General features: G+C 62.0%; 16 protein-coding genes, 1 tRNA gene and 1 pseudogene. 2 read left to right on the top strand and 16 right to left on the bottom strand.

The window, feature by feature from the left end; translation table 11 throughout:
• Nucleotide 1 precedes the first annotated feature (1 nt).
• A tRNA-Glu gene (locus AC3WQN_RS14630) sits at nucleotides 2-74 on the bottom strand.
• Nucleotides 75-444: 370 nt separating this feature from the next.
• Between AC3WQN_RS14630 and AC3WQN_RS14625 the strand changes: the two genes are divergently transcribed.
• Nucleotides 445-1,203: a hypothetical protein gene (locus tag AC3WQN_RS14625; RefSeq protein WP_178081885.1), complete on the top strand. Its 759-nt coding sequence runs from the start codon at nucleotides 445-447 to the stop codon at nucleotides 1,201-1,203.
• A 90-nt stretch (nucleotides 1,204-1,293) separates the two neighbouring features.
• Here AC3WQN_RS14625 and AC3WQN_RS14620 read toward each other — a convergent pair whose 3' ends face one another.
• From AC3WQN_RS14620 to AC3WQN_RS14605, 4 genes and pseudogenes are all read right to left on the bottom strand, one after another.
• The gene (locus AC3WQN_RS14620) at nucleotides 1,294-1,998 is read right to left on the bottom strand and encodes a methyl-accepting chemotaxis protein (RefSeq protein ID WP_492606943.1); all 705 of its coding nucleotides are present in this window, start codon (nucleotides 1,996-1,998) and stop codon (nucleotides 1,294-1,296) included.
• 201 nt (nucleotides 1,999-2,199) lie between these two features.
• Nucleotides 2,200-3,105 (bottom strand): annotated as a pseudogene (locus AC3WQN_RS14615) (methyl-accepting chemotaxis protein); the annotation flags it as partial.
• A 286-nt stretch (nucleotides 3,106-3,391) separates the two neighbouring features.
• A complete protein-coding gene (locus tag AC3WQN_RS14610; protein WP_103399404.1) occupies nucleotides 3,392-4,786 on the bottom strand; it encodes an aminotransferase-like domain-containing protein in 1,395 nt (464 codons plus the stop codon).
• 392 nt (nucleotides 4,787-5,178) lie between these two features.
• Nucleotides 5,179-5,940 carry an SDR family oxidoreductase gene (locus tag AC3WQN_RS14605; RefSeq protein WP_103399405.1) on the bottom strand — a complete coding sequence of 254 codons (762 nt, stop codon included), beginning with the start codon at nucleotides 5,938-5,940 and terminating at the stop codon, nucleotides 5,179-5,181.
• Nucleotides 5,941-6,172: 232 nt separating this feature from the next.
• On the opposite strand from AC3WQN_RS14605, the gene AC3WQN_RS14600 reads away from it, so the two are divergent.
• A complete protein-coding gene (locus AC3WQN_RS14600; RefSeq protein WP_103399406.1) occupies nucleotides 6,173-7,177 on the top strand; it encodes an NADP-dependent oxidoreductase in 1,005 nt (334 codons plus the stop codon).
• A gap of 77 nt (nucleotides 7,178-7,254) precedes the next feature.
• On the opposite strand, the gene pyrF is transcribed toward AC3WQN_RS14600, so the two are convergent.
• The 11 genes from pyrF to AC3WQN_RS14545 all read right to left on the bottom strand — a co-directional run bounded on the left by pyrF (nucleotide 7,255) and on the right by AC3WQN_RS14545 (nucleotide 16,871).
• Nucleotides 7,255-7,953: an orotidine-5'-phosphate decarboxylase gene (gene pyrF, locus AC3WQN_RS14595; protein WP_172736464.1), complete on the bottom strand. Its 699-nt coding sequence runs from the start codon at nucleotides 7,951-7,953 to the stop codon at nucleotides 7,255-7,257.
• Between the two features lie 171 nt (nucleotides 7,954-8,124).
• A complete protein-coding gene (locus AC3WQN_RS14590; protein WP_103399407.1) occupies nucleotides 8,125-9,180 on the bottom strand; it encodes an AI-2E family transporter in 1,056 nt (351 codons plus the stop codon).
• Between the two features lie 72 nt (nucleotides 9,181-9,252).
• Nucleotides 9,253-10,059 carry a DUF4892 domain-containing protein gene (locus tag AC3WQN_RS14585; protein ID WP_371918479.1) on the bottom strand — a complete coding sequence of 269 codons (807 nt, stop codon included), beginning with the start codon at nucleotides 10,057-10,059 and terminating at the stop codon, nucleotides 9,253-9,255.
• A gap of 23 nt (nucleotides 10,060-10,082) precedes the next feature.
• Entirely contained in the window at nucleotides 10,083-10,742 is a 660-nt protein-coding gene (locus AC3WQN_RS14580) for a glutathione S-transferase family protein (protein ID WP_103399409.1), read from the bottom strand.
• Between the two features lie 50 nt (nucleotides 10,743-10,792).
• Entirely contained in the window at nucleotides 10,793-11,644 is an 852-nt protein-coding gene (locus tag AC3WQN_RS14575) for an alpha/beta hydrolase (RefSeq protein WP_103399410.1), read from the bottom strand.
• Nucleotides 11,641-12,447 carry an alpha/beta fold hydrolase gene (locus tag AC3WQN_RS14570; RefSeq protein WP_103399411.1) on the bottom strand — a complete coding sequence of 269 codons (807 nt, stop codon included), beginning with the start codon at nucleotides 12,445-12,447 and terminating at the stop codon, nucleotides 11,641-11,643. The genes AC3WQN_RS14575 and AC3WQN_RS14570 overlap by 4 nt, the downstream gene beginning before the upstream one ends.
• Nucleotides 12,448-12,606: 159 nt before the next feature.
• On the bottom strand, nucleotides 12,607-13,050 hold the full coding sequence (locus tag AC3WQN_RS14565; protein ID WP_103399412.1) for a hotdog fold thioesterase: 444 nt from the start codon (nucleotides 13,048-13,050) through the stop codon (nucleotides 12,607-12,609).
• A gap of 32 nt (nucleotides 13,051-13,082) precedes the next feature.
• Nucleotides 13,083-14,750: an AMP-binding protein gene (locus tag AC3WQN_RS14560; RefSeq protein ID WP_103399413.1), complete on the bottom strand. Its 1,668-nt coding sequence runs from the start codon at nucleotides 14,748-14,750 to the stop codon at nucleotides 13,083-13,085.
• A gap of 270 nt (nucleotides 14,751-15,020) precedes the next feature.
• Nucleotides 15,021-15,470: a phosphohistidine phosphatase SixA gene (gene sixA / locus AC3WQN_RS14555; protein WP_103399414.1), complete on the bottom strand. Its 450-nt coding sequence runs from the start codon at nucleotides 15,468-15,470 to the stop codon at nucleotides 15,021-15,023.
• Nucleotides 15,467-15,814, bottom strand: a complete 348-nt coding sequence (locus AC3WQN_RS14550; protein WP_103399415.1) for a DUF4389 domain-containing protein — start codon at nucleotides 15,812-15,814, stop codon at nucleotides 15,467-15,469. Before AC3WQN_RS14550 ends, sixA begins: the two co-directional genes overlap by 4 nt.
• 31 nt (nucleotides 15,815-15,845) lie before the next feature.
• Nucleotides 15,846-16,871 (bottom strand): NAD(P)H-dependent glycerol-3-phosphate dehydrogenase, encoded by a 1,026-nt coding sequence (locus AC3WQN_RS14545; protein WP_103399416.1) that lies wholly within the window; start codon nucleotides 16,869-16,871, stop codon nucleotides 15,846-15,848.
• Between the last annotated feature and the right edge of the window lie 193 nt (nucleotides 16,872-17,064).

The raw sequence follows: 17,064 nt of genomic DNA, 5'->3' as shown, positions 1-17,064 counted from the left end.
GCGTCCCCTAGGGGACTCGAACCCCTGTTACCGCCGTGAAAGGGCGGTGTCCTAGGCCACTAGACGAAGGGGACACAGCTACAACTTCACTCCCTACCGCGTTGCGTTGTTCGCTTTCCGCTGTAAGTGGCGCGCATTCTATGGATGGATTGAGGGGTCGTCAACCCCCCGATATAAATTTATTTAAATCAATGACTTCGCCGCCCTTTCAGGGGCGATTCGGGCTTTTCGTCCGACCGGGCTTTGACGCCTATATTCTGTCACCCGCCAAGACGCTATAGTCCTTTCCATAACGATACTGGCGATATGCATCCATCCTTGCGCTGCCTTTGCACGTAGCGCGATCGGCCGTTCCAGCCCGTCGCGGTGCCCTATCCGCCCCCAGGCTTAGCCACTACACTCGTACGCAAACCCAATAAAGAGGTCTTCACGGTGACACCACTCATGATCACCCTGCTAGTAATAGTCGGGATCGCACTATTGATCGCCATTGGCTACATGAACCATGTGGTGGAAAACAATAAACTGGAAAAGGCCCGAACCAAGGTCGAACTCAACGACCGCCTGCGCCGCTGTGGCGAAATCACCGAGACCTTCCCCGGGCAGTTGATGACCCCGGCGCTCAAACTGCTGTTGACCCGGCTGGAGCTCAATGTCTGCCAGCGCATGCTGAATCTGGATAAATCCAGCGCCAGCCTGAAAGCCCGCATTGATGAATTGACAGCCTTGGTCGCACAAGGCGAGTCCATCCCGGTCAATAACCCGCCAGCGCCGATCCAGACCGAAGCCAAGGCCAAGGACGTTCGCTTCCTGCTCGAGGCCTTGCATGGCCAGGTGACGCGGGCGGCCCACGACGGCTTCCTGCCGACCAACGAAGCCAAAGGCTGGATCCGCGAGATTCGCCACATGCTGGTGCTGCTGCACATCGAGTTCTTCAACAACCTCGGCCAGCACGCCTTGCAACAGGAACAACCCGGCCAGGCCCGCCTGGCGTTCGAGCGCGGCGTGCAGTACTTGCGCAAACAACCGGACCCCAAGGTTTACAGCGAACAGCTGCAATATCTGGAGAAGCTCCTGGCTCGCGCCAACTCCATGGTGCTGACCCACATTGCACCGGTTGAAGGCGAGGTCAACGAATTGACCGAAGGCCTCAAGGACGTCGAGGCCGATGCGGACTGGAAGAAGAAGGCCATCTACGACTGAGTGCGCCGTACCGCGACCGAGCACCCGCCTTGCCAGCGCCTGAAGGGATTCACCGACAGGCGCGCGGGGTCTTGAGCCATTCTCCCTGCGCTACAACCTGAAATGCCCCACCATCCCCTTCAGCTCACCCCCCAACTGCGCCAGTTCGATGCTTGACGCGGCATTGCCTTGCATGGCCACCGAGGACTGATCGGCGCTGGCCCGGATGCTGGTCACGCTGCGGTTGATCTCTTCAGCCACCGAACTCTGTTGCTCGGCGGCCGCCGCAATCTGCTGGTTCATCTGCTGGATCAGCGATACCGCCGCGGCGATGCTGCCCAGCGCGCTTTCGGTCTGCAACGCATCACTGACCGCGAGCTTGACCAGCTCGCCACTGCTCTGGATCTGCTGCACCGACGCCTGCGCGGCCGCGCGCAAGGCACTCACCAGCCGCTCGATTTCTTCGGTCGATTGCTGGGTGCGCTTGGCCAATGCCCGAACTTCATCCGCCACCACGGCAAAGCCCCTGCCCTGCTCCCCCGCCCGCGCAGCTTCGATCGCCGCGTTGAGCGCCAGCAGGTTGGTTTGCTCGGCGACGCTCTTGATGACACCGAGCACCGTGCCAATGTTCTGGATTTCCGAACTGAGGCTCTCGATGCTGGCGCTGGCCAAACCTGCCGAGTCGGCCAGTTGTTCGATCCGCTGCATACTCTGGCGGACCACCTGCTGGCCGGTTTCGACCTTGCCATCGGCCGTTTGCGCCGCCAGCGCCGCTTCCTCGGCGTTACGTGCCACGTCGTGTACGGTGGCTGTCATCTGGTTCATCGCGGTGGCGACTTGATCGGTCTCTTCCTTCTGGCTGCTGACTTCGAGATTGGTCTGCTCGGTCACGGCTGACAAGGACTGCGCGGAGCTCGCCAGTTGCTCGATGCCCGCCTGCAACCCGCTGACGATCTGGCTCAACCCGGCCCCCATGGTCTGCATTGCCTGCATCAACTGGCCGATTTCATCGCGACGCGTCACCTGCACGGTGGCGCTCAGGTCGCCCGCGGCGATTTGCTCGGCTACGCGAATCACGCTGCGCAGAGGCGCAACGATCAGTCGGGTAATGAACCACGCGGCAATCACACCGACCAACAATGCCAATGCCGAAGACGCAATGATCAACAGCGCGTTATTCTTGAGCTCCACCTGCATCGCCTGGTCCTGCCCGCGATAGGCTTGATCAACCCGCTGCACGACTTCATCGGCACGCTCATGCAACCGCTGATACACCAGCCTCTCCTGGGTCAGCAAGCCGGTGTACTCGGTGAGCTTCTCGCTGAAACTGGCGATATGTCCGGCCACTTCACTGAGCACCGTCTGATAACCCGCATCCTTGACCGCGCCCCTCAGCGTTTGTGCCTGGGCCAGCGCCTGGTCGGCCTGCTCGATCCCGCCCTGCCCGGCACCGTCCTCGCTGGCCTTGCGACTCTGCTCGAGGCGTAGCCGCGCTTCGTTCATCGCCTGCAGCATCAGCTTCGACACCTGGCTGACCTGATTGGCCTGCTCGATAAACTCCGCGCCGTCCTTACCCTCGGACTCCTTGAGTGTATAGGCGCCATCATCGGCCAGCCCGGCCTGCAACACATCAAGGTTATTGGCCACGCTGGAGACCGACCAACTGGCCATTTCCAGTGCCAGGTCCTTGGCCGAGGCCAGTTCGACAAATTCATCGAAGGCCTTGCGGTAGGCGCCCAGGGATTGCCCCACCTCATCCATCAGCGCCGCATTGGCTGCTGACTGAGCCTTGAGCTGGCCTGCCAGAACGATCAGCGCATCGACACCTTCATGCAAGGCATCGACGGTTTTCGAGTCGCCGTGCAAAGCGTACTCCTGCTCCAGCAGACGGACCTTGAGCAAGCCGCTGTTGAGCGACGACATCTGCTTGAGACCATCGAAGCGCTGACTGATGGTGTGCAAGGACCAGACACCGATGGCGGCCACCAGCGCCGTCAACAGCAAAACCTGCATAAACCCCAGACTCAGTTTCTTTGCCATACCCAGGTTGGCAAAACGTCCTTGCACGTCCGAAATCATTGCTCGCAACCCCCGTCAGTGGCCAATGGCGACGCGGCCATTGTCTGTTGACGCAGAGTCGCAACGGGGCGGCCCCAAGCACAAGTCTCCGGCGCCGCAATAATGGCAAAAAGCTACACACTGGTCGCTTTCAGAACGCTTGAGGTCGATCTGGTAATGCGCAGGCTCGAAAGAAAGCCAGTGCCCGTGAGTCACCGGCATAGGCCACATTGATGCGCAACCAATCACTGGCCCGGCCAGCCGGGCTGAACGCGGTTGTGGACGACAGTGAAACCCCCAAGCGCTCGGCGAGCATACGTACCCGGGCCGGGTCACACGCCTTGGGTCGTGCCCAGAGGTACAGGCCGCCGACGGGTTTGCCGAAGACCTCCCACTCGACCTCTTCCAGCGCCTGCAACGCGGCGCTCATGTCACGTTTCAGGCGCTGGCGCTGACGTTGCACCAGCTTACGGTAAGCGCCATTGGCCAGCAGACAGGCCAGCACCGATTCGCAAAACCGCGAGGCACCCAGGCTGCTGATCATCTTGACCCGTGCCAGGCACGCGATCCTTTCAGCGCTGGCCACCACGTAACCGACCCGCAACGAACTGCTGAGTGTTTTCGAAAAACTGCCGACGTATACCACTCGCCCGCCGGTATCCAGCGCGGCAAGGCGGCTGCCCGTGCGCTCCTGGAAATCAGCATAAACGTCGTCCTCGACAATGATCAGCCCATGACTCTCGGCCAGTTCCAGCACCCGCTGCGCCACCTCGCGAGTCAGGCAACTGCCCGTCGGGTTGTGAAACTGACTGTTGATGAACAAGGCCCGTGGCGTGTGCCCATCCAGCAACCGCTCCAACGCTTCGGTATCAGGCCCGCACGGGGTTCGCGGAACCTCCAGCAAGCGGACGCCCCACAACCTGAGTTGCTCGAACAGATTCGAATAACCGGGACTTTCCACCACGACACAATCACCGGGCTTGAGCAGGACCCGGATAATCAGATCCAGCCCCTGGGTAGCGCCTGCGGTCGTCAGCACCTGTTGTTCCTCGACAGCGATTGCCTGCTGCTTCAGACGCTTGACGATCTGTTGGCGCAAGGCTGGCAAGCCATGGGAGGTGCTGTAATTGAACAGCCCGGCCATGTCGGTGCCGGCCACCTGGCGAATGGCATAACGGAGGTCATCGCTCTCCCGCCAGCTTTCGGGCATGCCTGCGCGCCCGAGCGGCAAGCTGTCCAATGGGCCCTCAGTTGCCGCACCACTGCCTGCGAGGCCCAACTCGGCAGCGCTACCGTGGGACACGGGCCGAGGCACGGCGACAAAAAATGCCGAACCTTGACGCGAGGCGAGCACGCCCTGGACAACCATGCGCTCATACGCCTCAACGACGCAGGACTGACTGAGCAGGTTATCCCGGGCCAGTTGCCGGATAGATGGCAAACGCGTTCCAGGTTCGACGCGACCCTGGCGAATCCAGCCCACGAGGGCGTCAACGATTTGCTGCACCACGGGCACCAGCGCCTGGCGATCGATTCTCAACTCCATGAGAGCCCCACTCCAACTGTTTGATGGCATGTCCGAAAAACAGTTAAGCACAGGGCCCCTCACATCGATGTGCGACAACGCCGCCAACACATGAGCGTCTAACTCTTTGAAACACAAACCGCGACCACACGACGTGCTGGAGTCGGACGCTGAGAGGCCCCGCAAGAATGCGTAATGCTGGGCTGCGCATACATGCCCCGTGGCGAGGGAGCTTGCTCCCGCTGGGTTGCGCAGCAACCCCAAGACCGCTCACCGGGTTCTTTCTGAAGGACCGCAATAGCCTTATCGGGGGCCGCTTCGCTGCCCAGCGGGAGCAAGCTCCCTCGCCACGGGACGGTGATCACCCTGACCGAGTCGTACCTCGGGCGAACAACGCGCTTTTCGTCAATTTCTCAGAACGCCGTTACACCACCATCGACCGCCAGTGAATGGCCGGTGGTAAACGCGGCACCATCGCTGCACAGGTACAACACGGCACTGGCGATTTCCTCCACCGTGCCAATGCGCCCTACCGGGTGCATGGCGGCGGCGAAGTCAGCCTTCTTGGGATCGGCTTCATAGGCGCGGCGGAACATATCGGTGTCGATCACCGCGGGGCACACCGCGTTCACCCGGATTTTTTTCTTCGCGTACTCGATGGCGGCTGATTTGGTCAGGCCGATCACCGCATGCTTGGAAGCCGCGTAGATACTCATTTTCGGCGCGGCACCAAGACCGGCCACCGAAGCAGTGTTGACGATGGCTCCGCCCCCTTGGGCGAGCATCAGCGGCAGCTGGTACTTCATGCACAACCAGACGCCCTTGACGTTGACGCCCATGATTGCATCGAACTCATCGAGGGTACCCTCCGCCAGCTTGCCCTTTTCGATCTCGATCCCGGCATTGTTGAAGGCGTAATCGAGGCGTCCATAAGTACTCACTGCCTGGGCCATCAGGTGTTTCACGTCACTTTCCAGGGTCACGTTGCAGCGCACGAACACCGCCTCGCCACCGGCCGCGCGGATCAGCTCGACGGTGCCTTCACCGCCCGCCACATCGAGGTCCGCGACGACTACTTTCAATCCTTCGGCGGCAAATGCCTGGGCGGTCGCACGGCCAATACCGGCCGCCGCACCTGTCACCAACGCTACCTGGCCGGAAAATCTCATGCTCATTGTTATGTCCTCGAAAGATGGGAGTGATCGCGCGGCCCCAGTCTAGCCACCCCTCCCCGTCACGCGGCACCACTATCAGAAGGCCGGTTGATTGCTCATGAGTGACAGTGATGAACATCCCCGCCTGACTATCACTCCACTGGATCGACCTGTATTCGCTGCGTCGGCAAACCTTGCGACAACGGCCACGAGGGTCTATCAATCAGACTTCATCCACCCTTGAGTGCCCGCCATGACTGCCCAGACCAACCGTCAATTCCTGCTCGCCAAACGCCCGGTGGGGGCCGCGACCCGCGAGACCTTTACCTATCAGCAAGTGCCGGTCGGCGAACCGGCGGCCGGTCAGATCCTGGTCAAGAACGAGTACCTGTCGCTGGACCCGGCCATGCGTGGCTGGATGAACGAAGGCAAGTCCTACATCCCGCCCGTGGGTATCGGTGAGGTCATGCGTGCCTTGGGCGTGGGCCAGGTCATCGCCTCCAACCACCCGGGCTTTGCCGTGGGTGACTATGTGAATGGCGCGCTGGGTGTGCAGGACTACTTCGTCGGCGAGCCCCGTGGTTTCTACAAGGTCGACCCGAAACTGGCTCCCTTGCCGCGCTATTTGTCGGCGCTGGGCATGACCGGCATGACGGCCTACTTCGCCCTGCTGGACGTCGGCGCACCGAAGGCCGGGGATACCGTGGTGCTATCGGGTGCCGCCGGCGCCGTCGGCAGCATTGCCGGTCAGATTGCCAAGCTCAAAGGCTGCCGTGTGGTGGGTATCGCCGGCGGTGCGGACAAGTGCAAGTTCCTGATCGACGAACTGGGCTTTGACGGTGCCATCGACTACAAGAGCGAAGACGTGCTCGCCGGCCTCAAGCGCGAATGCCCGAAAGGCGTGGACGTGTATTTCGACAACGTTGGCGGCGACATCCTCGACGCGGTGCTCAGCCGCTTGAACCTCAAGGCCCGGGTGGTGATCTGTGGCGCCATCAGCCAGTACAACAACAAGGAAGCGGTCAAGGGCCCGGCCAACTACCTGTCGCTACTGGTCAACCGTGCGCGCATGGAAGGCTTCGTGGTGATGGACTACGCCGCGCAGTTCGCCGCCGCCGGGCAGGAAATGGCCGGCTGGATGGCCAAGGGGCAGCTCAAGAGCAAGGAAGATATCGTCGACGGGCTGGAGACGTTCCCGGAAACGTTGATGAAGTTGTTCAGCGGGGAGAACTTTGGCAAGTTGGTGCTGAAGGTCTAACGCGCTACCTGGCGACAGCAAAATCCTGTGGGAGGGGGCGATCCGCTCCCTCCCACATCCGGATCTTCAGTGCTTGATCAGGCCAGTTCGGCGACGACCGCCGCCAATGCCTTGGCCGGATCGGCCGCCTGGCTGATCGGACGGCCGATCACCAGATAATCGGAACCGGCGTCCAGCGCCTGACGCGGGGTCAGGATGCGGCGCTGGTCGTCCTGGGCGCTGCCCGCCGGACGAATCCCCGGGGTCACCAGTTGCAGCGACGGGTGCGCCGACTTCAGGGCCCGGGCTTCCAGGGCCGAGCACACCAGACCATCCATCCCGGCTTTTTCCGCCAATGCAGCCAGGCGCAGCACCTGCTCTTGTGGCTCGATGTCCAGGCCGATTCCGGCCAGGTCTTCACGTTCCATGCTGGTCAGCACAGTCACACCGATCAGCAACGGCTTTGGACCGCTGCGCTGGTCCAGCACTTCACGGCAGGCCGCCATCATGCGCAGGCCGCCGGAGCAGTGGACGTTGACCATCCACACGCCCATTTCCGCAGCGGCCTTGACGGCCATGGCGGTGGTGTTGGGAATGTCGTGGAACTTGAGGTCCAGGAACACTTCAAAACCCTTGTCGCGCAGGGTCCCGACGATTTCCGATGCACAGCTGGTAAACAGCTCTTTACCGACTTTGACCCGGCACAGTTTCGGGTCCAACTGGTCGGCCAGCTTCAGTGCGGCGTCACGGGTAGGGAAATCCAGGGCGACGATGATAGGAGTCTGGCAGGCGGACATGAGTGGGCTCTCAGGCAAGTCGAAATCGGCGCGCATTGTAGCGGAACACGAGCCCGTCCGGGACCCGATGATCAGTAAATCATCATCAACGGCGTCATTGGACGGATAAAAACCCGGCATACACGCCATTTGTGTCGGGCCCGGCATGGGGGGCCCGACAGCAAACACCGGTTATTCGCGCTTTTCTTCAACCCGTGCCTGACTCTTGCTCCAGTCGATCAACAGGCTGTAGGCCACCGCCAACAGGGTCGGGCCGACAAACAGGCCGATAAAACCGAAGGCTATCAAGCCGCCGAACACCCCAAGCAGAACGATCACCAGCGGCAGGTTACCGCCACGGCTGATCAGGTACGGTTTGAGCACATTGTCGACACCGCTGATGATGAACGTGCCCCAGATACCGAGGAACACCGCCATACCGTAATCGCCCTTCCACACCAGCCAGGCCGTGGCGGGAATCCACACCAACGGCGGCCCCATGGGAATCAGGCTGAGCAGGAACGTGACGATGCCCAGCACCAGCGCCCCTGGCACGCCGGCAATCAGGAAGCCGATCAAGGCCAGGACGGCCTGGGCGGCGGCCGTGCCGATGACCCCGTTGACCACCCGCTGCACGGTACCGGCCACCAGCGAGATGTAGTAACCGGCACGATCACCGATCAGGCGTTCCAGCAGGCGATGGACGAACATCGCCAGGCGTGGGCCATCCCGATAGAAAAAGAACACGAAGACGATGCTCAAGGCCAGTTCAAGGATACCGCCACCGATCTGCGCGCTGCGCGCCAGCAACCAGTTGCCGACCTGCCCCAGGTAGGGCTTGACCGACAGCATCAGCGCCGCACCCTGCTGGTCGATGCTGTTCCAGATCCCCACCAGCCGTTCGCCGACCAGGGGCACACCGCCCAGCCACGCCGGCGCTTCGGGCAAGCCATCGACCTGCACATCCTTGAACAGCGCGGTTGCGTCGCGCACATGGTCCACCAGGTTGAACCCCAGCCACACCAGCGGCACCGCCACCAGCACCATCCAGCCCAGCGTCAGCACGCCCGCCGCGAGGGATTCACGACCATTGAGCCAGCGGGTCAGAAGTCGCATCAGCGGCCAACTGGCGAATGCCAGCACCGCGCCCCAGAACAGCGCCGACCAGAAGGGCGCCATCACCCAGAAGCTCGCACCGAACAACACCAAAAGCAGGATCTGCACCAATAGCCGATCATTATTGAGCATGAAGAATCTCGAACAGGGTCAATCAACAAGGAGGCAGGCGAACGGCTGACAGCGCGCTCGCCTGCCGCAAGCTTAACGCAGAAGCTCAAGCCGCAGGCCTGGCGTTTCCACAGTGCCAAGTTCCAGGCGCGCGGTACGCACGCCCTGATCGACCAGCGCCTGGCGCCAGGCTTCGGCATTAGCCCCGGACAAGCTGATGCGTAACGTAGTGTCCAGATTCAGCCCACGGGACAACAAGGTCAGCCAGGCCGTTTGTGGGTCGCCGTTCAGGCGTGGCAGATCCAGCACGCCCGTGTCCTTGAGTTGACGCAACAAGGTGGCGGAGGTCGGCAACAGGTCGCCCAGTGGCGCACTGGCTTCGAACTGCTCGACATGCAGGTACGCCCGGCGATTGCCGCGGGTGATGCTGTAGAGCGCCACCAGCGAATTGTCCTGGGGCGGCGCCAGACGCAGCAGCAGGTAAGCCTGTGCGTTGTCGACGCCATAGAGCTTGGCGTTGCCAAAGACCTCATTGGCCCACAGGCTGCTTTCGCCACAATCACGGGCCTGGCACCAGAACAACAGTTCGGCGCCCTGCTTCTGCAAGGCTTCGCGGGCTGCGGTAAAGGCCGAGAGGGACGAATGTTCCGGCGGCAGTTCGTAGGTCACCGAGGTCATGTGCCCACGGGCATTGACCTGCCCGTCGAAACGCAACTGGCCGCTGATTTTGCGGATCGAACCCATTGGGTAAATCCGCTCGAGCTCGGCCGCCGGACGGTAATCGACAATCTGCGCATCCGCCATCCGGGGCACCCCTGGCAGATCCTGGCTGCCGGGAACATCGGCGGCGACCACCAGCGAACTGAAACACCCTGCCGCAAGCCAGCAGGCAACACTCATGCTTTTCAAACTGGAAGGCACTCTCATCGGATCAGCATGGCCTGGGCGCCCTTGATGACGCTGGCGTCGTCAACGCGTTGCGGTACCAACAAACCACGCTGCACGGCCGGGCGTTCCGCCATCGCCGCCATCCAGCGCTGCAGGGCGGGCAAGCCGTCGACCGGGACCCCCGACCACTCATGGCCACGGACCCACGGGTAGGTCGCGATATCGGCAATGCTGTAGGCGTCGGCCAGGAACTCGACGGACTCCAGGCGAGTGTCGAGCACTTCATACAAGCGCCGGGTTTCATGCTGGTAACGGTCGATGGCGCCCTGCAGTTTTTCCGGAAAGTAACGAAAAAACACATTGGCCTGACCCTGCATCGGACCGATGCCGCCCATTTGAAACATCAGCCACTGGATCACCACCGAGCGCCCTTTCGGGTCCTTGGGCAAGAGTTGCCCACTCAGTTCAGCCAGATAGATGAGAATCGCGCCGGATTCGAACACGGCGAAATCCCCGTTGGCGCGGTCGACAATCGCCGGAATCCGGCCATTGGGATTGATCTTGAGAAACTCGGGTGCCTTTTGTTCCTTCTTGTCGAAACTCAAGGCATGCACCGTGTAGGGCATGTCGAGTTCTTCGAGCACGATAGAGACCTTGTGGCCATTAGGGGTCGCAGCGGTGTAGAGATCTATCATGGTTGTCTCCCATTTCAACCCGCCCAGCCTCGACAGTTGCCCCGCGCAAGTCAAGGAATGGCGAAAAACCGATTGAAACAGTCTGCAACAAGGGTGGCGCCCGCCTCGTCATTCAGGTGCAAATGATGGCCACCCGGCAGCTGTTCTCGGCTAAAGGGTAGACGCTCCAGCAACGGCGCATGCCTGGCCAGCATCCCGTCAGCCGCCACCACCAGGTGCGCGGGGCATTGGATGCGTTGAACGAAGGACATGGCCTGTTCCTCCGACAGGCGCAGCGGGGACGCCAGCGTCAGGCGGCTGTCGGTGCGCCAGGTGTAACCGCCGGGAACGGGCATCAACCCCCGTTGCGCCAGCAGTTCGGCCGCTTCGCGACTGACCGCCACCAGGCCTTTCATGCGCACTTCCACGGCCCGTTCCAGGGTGCTGTAGACCGGTTTGCTCTTGTGTTGCAGGTCCAGTTGCGCCTGCAGCGCCATGCCCATGCGTTCGGCGGCATTGTCGTGGAGGGTGGTGGGCGGAACCACCCCATCGATCAACGCCAGGTGCGTCACGCGCTCGGGCAACGCACCGGCCAGCACCACCGAGACTATCGCCCCCAGAGAGTGACCCAGCAGCGCAAAGCGCTTCCAGCCCAGCTGTTCGGCAACCTGCAGCACATCGTGCGCGTAATCCCACAAGGCATAACCGGCGCCCAATGGCCGATGCCCGGAATGCCCATGACCGGCCATGTCCAGGGCAACAATCCGCAAGCCCTCAAGCTTGGGTGCCAGCCGCGCAAAGCTGTTGGCGTTGTCCAGCCAGCCGTGCAGGGCAATCACCGGCAGACCGTCTTCGGGTCCGAACAGATGGGCCGCCAACTCGATATGCGGCAGGCTCAGGCGAACCTCTTCAACGCTGCTCACGCACAGCTCCGGGCGCTGCGGCCTTCCCAGCGGGTGAACAGGTCCTTGAGCAACGCGGCCGTGTCCTGTGGGCGCTCCAGTGGAAACATGTGGCCACCGGGCATGGTCAGCGACTCGCCTTGAGGCAGGCGTCCGACGGAGCTTGCGTGATGGCGCATGACCACCTTGCTCTGGCGGCCACGCACGATGGCCAACGGTACTTTCAACTGGCGAGTGCGCCCCGGGCTGGTATGCGGCACGCCCCGGTAGATACTGATCTCGGTGGCCGGATCAAAGCGCAACCGCAGACGATCACCGACCTTGTGCAAGCCGTGCTGCAGATAGGCGTCAAAGCATTCCGGGTCAAAGCCGCGAAACAGGGTCTTGCCGGCGAAGTAACGACGCGCCGACTCCAGGTCGGCAAATTCTTCGCGACGCCCCAGGGTACGCCCTGCCGGGGTCAGCCGATCGATAAAGCCGAAGCGCTTGGCCGCGCGAATGACCCACTGGTCCGTGCGGGTCAGCACAGGGGAATCGAGCATCACCACGCCGCGATACAGCTGCGGGCAACGCAAAGCGGCGTGCAGGTGCAGCACCCCGCCGAAGGAGTGCCCGACGCCCCACACAGGCCCGGGTTGCTGTTCCAGGTGATGAATCAGCTCATCCACCAGGTTGTACCAGTTGTCGTCCGCCGGAAACCTGGGGTCATGGGCATGCTGCTGCAGATGCGCGACCTGATACTCCGGCGACAGCGCGGCAAACAACTTGCCGTAAGTGCCTGAAGGAAAGCCATTGGCATGGGTGAAAAAAATCTGCTGCGGCATAACGGCGTGTCCATAAACAAAATCAGGTGTTGATTGTCCGCAAGACGCGATCCTGCGGCAATGACTGTAACTGCCATGAGTGATGACAGTCAGGCCAATTGCGCGGAGAACTCTGTGGCGAGGGAGCTTGCTCCCTCGCCACATGGATGCTCAGGTATCTCAACGAGCCGGTGGCGCCTCACCCAGCGGCACCACCGCCATGGTCAGGCGCGACACGCAACTGACCTTGCCTTCATCGCCGCTCAAGCGAATGTCCCAGACGTGGGTGGTGCGGCCGATATGGATCGCCCTGGCCACCGCCGTCACCCGTCCGCTGCGCAGGCCGCGCAAGTGGTTGGCGTTGATTTCCAGGCCCACGCAGTAGTACTTGCTGGGGTCCAGGCACAGGAAACTGGCCATCGAGCCCACGGTTTCAGCCAGGACCACCGAGGCGCCGCCGTGCAACAAGCCAAAAGGCTGATGGGTACGGTGATCGACGACCATGCTGGCGGTCAGTGACTCGTCATCAAAGGCTTCGAAGCGTATATCCAGCACTTCGCCAATGGTGTTCTTCTGAGTCTCGTTCAAGTGTTCAATGTTGGGAAGGGTCCGCCACAGGCTCATCACTACGTCCTTTGTTGTTGGTGTTGTCGCAATCAATCCTGCCACAGGACCGCCTCGCTACGCGCACTCCACTCTTCAAACCGGGCGCCATACGCAGCTTCGATCACGTTGCGCTTGATCTTCAGGGTCGGGGTCAGGAAGCCGTTCTCCACCGCCCAGTTATCCTTGACCACCACCAACTGGCGCAGGCGCTCATGCTTGTCGAGGGCACCGTTGACCTCCTGCAGCAGGCTTTCCAGGCTTGACTGCAAGGCCGCGCGCGCGGCACTGGCGGCGTCCTGCAAGCCCACCGCCGACAGTACGCACAACCCCAGTGGCGCACTCAGTCCATCGCCGACCACACAGACCTGCTCGATGCGCGAATGCACCGCCAGGCGGTTTTCGATCGGTGCCGGTGCCACGTACTTGCCCTTGCTGGTCTTGAAGATCTCCTTGAGGCGCCCGGTCAGGCGCAGATAGCCCTCGGCGTCCTGCTCGCCCTTGTCGCCGGTACGCAGGAAGCCGTCCTCGGTGAGGGTCTCGGCGGTCTTCTGCGGCTCCTTGAAATAGCCCAGCATGGTCGCGCCGCTGCGCACCAGCACCTCGCCGGATTCGTCGATGCGAACGTCCACCTCCGGGCAAGGCTTGCCGATCCAGCCAGGTCGGCTCTGGCCCGGCAGGGAAATATGGGAATAACCGCAGCTTTCGGTCATGCCGTAGACCTCCAGCACATCCAGCCCAAGGCGCTTGTACCAGTGCAGCAAGGCCAACGGCACCGGCGCGGCACCGGACAGGGCAATGCGCAAGGCATCCAGGCCAAGACCGGCGAGCACCTTGTGCCCGATCCGCTTGCCGATGATCGGCAGGCCCAGGAGAAAATCCAGGCGCTTGGCCGGTATCTTGCTGTAGACCCCCATCTGGAATCGGGTCCAGATGCGCGGCACACCAAACAGTGCGGTGGGTCGTGCGCGCTGCAAGTCCTCAAGGAAGGTGTCGAGGCTTTCGGCAAAGAACACTGTTTGCCCGGTATAGATGGACGCCAGTTCGACAAACATCCGCTCGGCGACATGGCACAGGGGCAAGTACGACAACAACCGGTCCGACTCATTCAGGTTGAACAACTGTGTGCCATGAGTGGTCGCAAACCCCAGGGTGCCAAAGCTGTGCATCACCCCTTTGGGCAGGCCGGTGGTGCCGGAGGTATAGATGATAGTCGCCAGCTCATCGGCGCCTGGCGTCGGGTTGTCCTGGATCGGTGAGCTGCGCTGCAGATCCGCCCAGCGGTAGTCGAACGACCCGGCCGGACACAGCGGCAGGCTGATGGTGGGAAGCTCGGCCTTGACGCCCCTGGACATGCCCGGCCAGTCGTCGAGCTTGCCAATGAACGCCAGCGCCGCTTCCGAGTGCTCGAGCACCTGGGCCACCGAGTCGGCAGTGAGATTGGGGTACAGCGGAACGGAAACATGCCCGGCCATCCAGATCGCCAGGTCGGCAATGATCCAGTGCGCGCAGTTTTTCGAAATCAGGGCAATGTGACTGCCCCTGGGCAATTCGCGAGCGCGCAGCCAGTGGGCGGCACACCGCGCCTGGTGCCCGACGTCAGCCCAGGTCAGGTTTTCCACCTGTCCGCCGCCCACGGGCTGCACCAGGAAGCGCTGATGAGGGTGGCGAGCTTCGCGCTCGTAGAACACTTGCAGCGGCAAACGAAAAGCGGCGGACATGGAGGACGCTCCTTTTTGTTCGAGGTGGCAGCAAGCATAGACCAACCAAGCGGTTGCTTGGTTGGCTTTTTTTACGAACAAATCAGGGAGCGGAAACCACGCACCTGTGGCGAGCGGGCTTGCCCGCGCTGGGGCGCGAAGCGGCCCTAAAACCGGTCACCTCGTGTTGCCGGACCGATCGAACGCACTGAATGACGACTGCTTCGCCCGAACGCAGACCGGCCGACGGGGGCAAGCCCCGTCGCCACGGTATCGGGTTCAGCCCTGTGTTTACGGGTGCTTGACGCTGTTGAGCGTCATCGCCCCCGCCAGTGGGTAATCTGCTTCAAGCTCGGCCAGGCTGGCGGTGTGCATCGGTTGCGGTGCGCGCAAGTGGCCGTGCTGCAACAAGCCGATCAGGTTGCCCACCAATGGCTGATGGCTGACCAGCAGGATGTTGTCCGCATAGTCGAGATGGCCGACGACCGCCAACGGATTATTGTCCGACGTCAGCCAGGGCACGGTGAGAATCTGCGGATCAAACCCCAATGCCTCGCGCACCAGTTGCGCCGTCTGCTGGGCCCGGACATAGGGGCTGGCGATGATGGCGTGCAGCGGCTGGCCGATCAGGTGCGCGGCACTGCGCAGCACCTCTTCGCGACCCTGCGCGGTCAGCTCCCGTTCGGCATCGCTGCGGGCGTAGGGCTCGGCCTGGCCGTGACGCAACACCCAGAGTTTCATAGCTTCGGCTCCTCGTCCCGGGTCGGGTGCGGCGCCGGAGCCACAGTGTGCGGGGCCTCGCCTTCAGGCGCGCGCGGGGTTGGCCAATCGGCGAACGGCCAGGGTTTCTGGTCGCTATGGAAGCTGCCGAAGCGGCCGATCTGTGCCAGGAACTGGCTGAGGCTGTCACCGAAGTTCATCAGGCTGGCACTCGGGGCGCCGTAGATCAGCCGATAGATCAACTGCACCAGGACCACGGCGCCGAGGATAAACTGCGCCACCTGCCAGACCAGCACATAGACCAGCATCCACAGCACACGCAACAGGATGGACTCATACTTGGCTTCTGCTTTTGGATCGTTCATGTCTTGCTCCCAGTCCCTGTAAATTGAGTGCTCAGTTGAAACCGCTGGTGGAGATAAAGTCGACATCGGTTTTCGGTTCGCCGCGCATCAGCAGTTCAATCACCTGCTCCAGCGTGCGCCCTTCGAACAGAATGGCATGCAGCCCCGCGACCAACGGCATATAGACCCCCACTTCCTGGGCCTTGGCCTTGAGCACCTTGAGGGTATTGACGCCCTCGGCGACTTCGCCCAGGCGGGTCACCGCCTCTTCCAGGCTCAAGCCCTGACCAAGGGCAAAACCGACCTGATAGTTGCGACTCTTGGGCGACGAACAGGTCACGATCAGATCGCCCACCCCGGCCAGCCCCAGGAACGTCATCGGGTTGGCGCCCTGGTTCACGGCAAAGCGCGTCATTTCCGCCAGCGCGCGCGTGATCAGCATGCTCTTGGTATTTTCGCCCATGCCCAGCGCGACCGCCATGCCGGCAATGATGGCGTAAACGTTTTTCAGCGCCCCGCCCAGCTCGACACCAAAGCGGTCGGCGCTGGCGTAGACGCGGAAGGTACGACCGTGCAGCGCCGCCTGAACACGCTGGCAAAGCGCTTCGTCTTCACTGGCAACCACCGTGGCCGTCAGCGCATGCTCGGCCACTTCACGTGCCAGGTTAGGCCCGGACAACACGCCAATCCGCGCTTGTGGAGCGATCTCCTGAAGGATCTCGCTCATCAGCTTGAAGGTATGGGCTTCGATGCCCTTGGTCAGGCTCACCAGCAGCTTGCCACTCAGTCGCTCGGCATGGGGGGCGAGCACCGCGCGCAGGGCACTGGACGGCAGCGCGACGAAGCACAGGTCGCACTCGGTCAGGGTGGCCAGCAAATCGGTGACCGGCTCCACGGCCGAATGCACCTTGATACCCTTGAGGTAGCGAGGGTTTTCGCGATTGACGCGAATGGCCTCCGCCTGCTCGGGATCTCGCATCCATTGCCGCACCTGCTGACCGTTTTCAGCCAGCAGATTAGCCACAGCGGTACCAAAGCTTCCGCCTCCCAGGACCGCAATCGGGCGCTGTTCAGTCATATTCAATCCATTCATCCAAACCAGTGGCGATGTCCGCATTATACGGAGCGGTCCACCGTCGGCCAGCCCCTGCGACAATTACCAGCATTTGTAGGAAGCCTGACAATAAAACCTAGGAAAACGCCAGCATCGTGACTGGAAAACTCAACGAGCTCGGTTAACATGCGCGACATCTAAACGCTATCAAGGCTGT

The organism is Pseudomonas sp. FW300-N1A1, from assembly GCF_058789115.1.
This window is presented reverse-complemented; position numbering and strand designations above follow the sequence as displayed.

Coding starts and splice junctions, on each gene's coding strand:
- AC3WQN_RS14625 (WP_178081885.1), top strand. CDS start 445: ATGATCACCCTGCTAGTAATAGTCGGGATCGCACTATTGATCGCCATT.
- AC3WQN_RS14620 (WP_492606943.1), bottom strand. CDS start 1,998: ATGACAGCCACCGTACACGACGTGGCACGTAACGCCGAGGAAGCGGCG.
- AC3WQN_RS14610 (WP_103399404.1), bottom strand. CDS start 4,786: ATGGAGTTGAGAATCGATCGCCAGGCGCTGGTGCCCGTGGTGCAGCAA.
- AC3WQN_RS14605 (WP_103399405.1), bottom strand. CDS start 5,940: ATGAGCATGAGATTTTCCGGCCAGGTAGCGTTGGTGACAGGTGCGGCG.
- AC3WQN_RS14600 (WP_103399406.1), top strand. CDS start 6,173: ATGACTGCCCAGACCAACCGTCAATTCCTGCTCGCCAAACGCCCGGTG.
- pyrF (WP_172736464.1), bottom strand. CDS start 7,953: ATGTCCGCCTGCCAGACTCCTATCATCGTCGCCCTGGATTTCCCTACC.
- AC3WQN_RS14590 (WP_103399407.1), bottom strand. CDS start 9,180: ATGCTCAATAATGATCGGCTATTGGTGCAGATCCTGCTTTTGGTGTTG.
- AC3WQN_RS14585 (WP_371918479.1), bottom strand. CDS start 10,059: ATGAGTGTTGCCTGCTGGCTTGCGGCAGGGTGTTTCAGTTCGCTGGTG.
- AC3WQN_RS14580 (WP_103399409.1), bottom strand. CDS start 10,742: ATGATAGATCTCTACACCGCTGCGACCCCTAATGGCCACAAGGTCTCT.
- AC3WQN_RS14570 (WP_103399411.1), bottom strand. CDS start 12,447: ATGCCGCAGCAGATTTTTTTCACCCATGCCAATGGCTTTCCTTCAGGC.
- AC3WQN_RS14565 (WP_103399412.1), bottom strand. CDS start 13,050: ATGAGCCTGTGGCGGACCCTTCCCAACATTGAACACTTGAACGAGACT.
- AC3WQN_RS14560 (WP_103399413.1), bottom strand. CDS start 14,750: ATGTCCGCCGCTTTTCGTTTGCCGCTGCAAGTGTTCTACGAGCGCGAA.
- sixA (WP_103399414.1), bottom strand. CDS start 15,470: ATGAAACTCTGGGTGTTGCGTCACGGCCAGGCCGAGCCCTACGCCCGC.
- AC3WQN_RS14550 (WP_103399415.1), bottom strand. CDS start 15,814: ATGAACGATCCAAAAGCAGAAGCCAAGTATGAGTCCATCCTGTTGCGT.
- AC3WQN_RS14545 (WP_103399416.1), bottom strand. CDS start 16,871: ATGACTGAACAGCGCCCGATTGCGGTCCTGGGAGGCGGAAGCTTTGGT.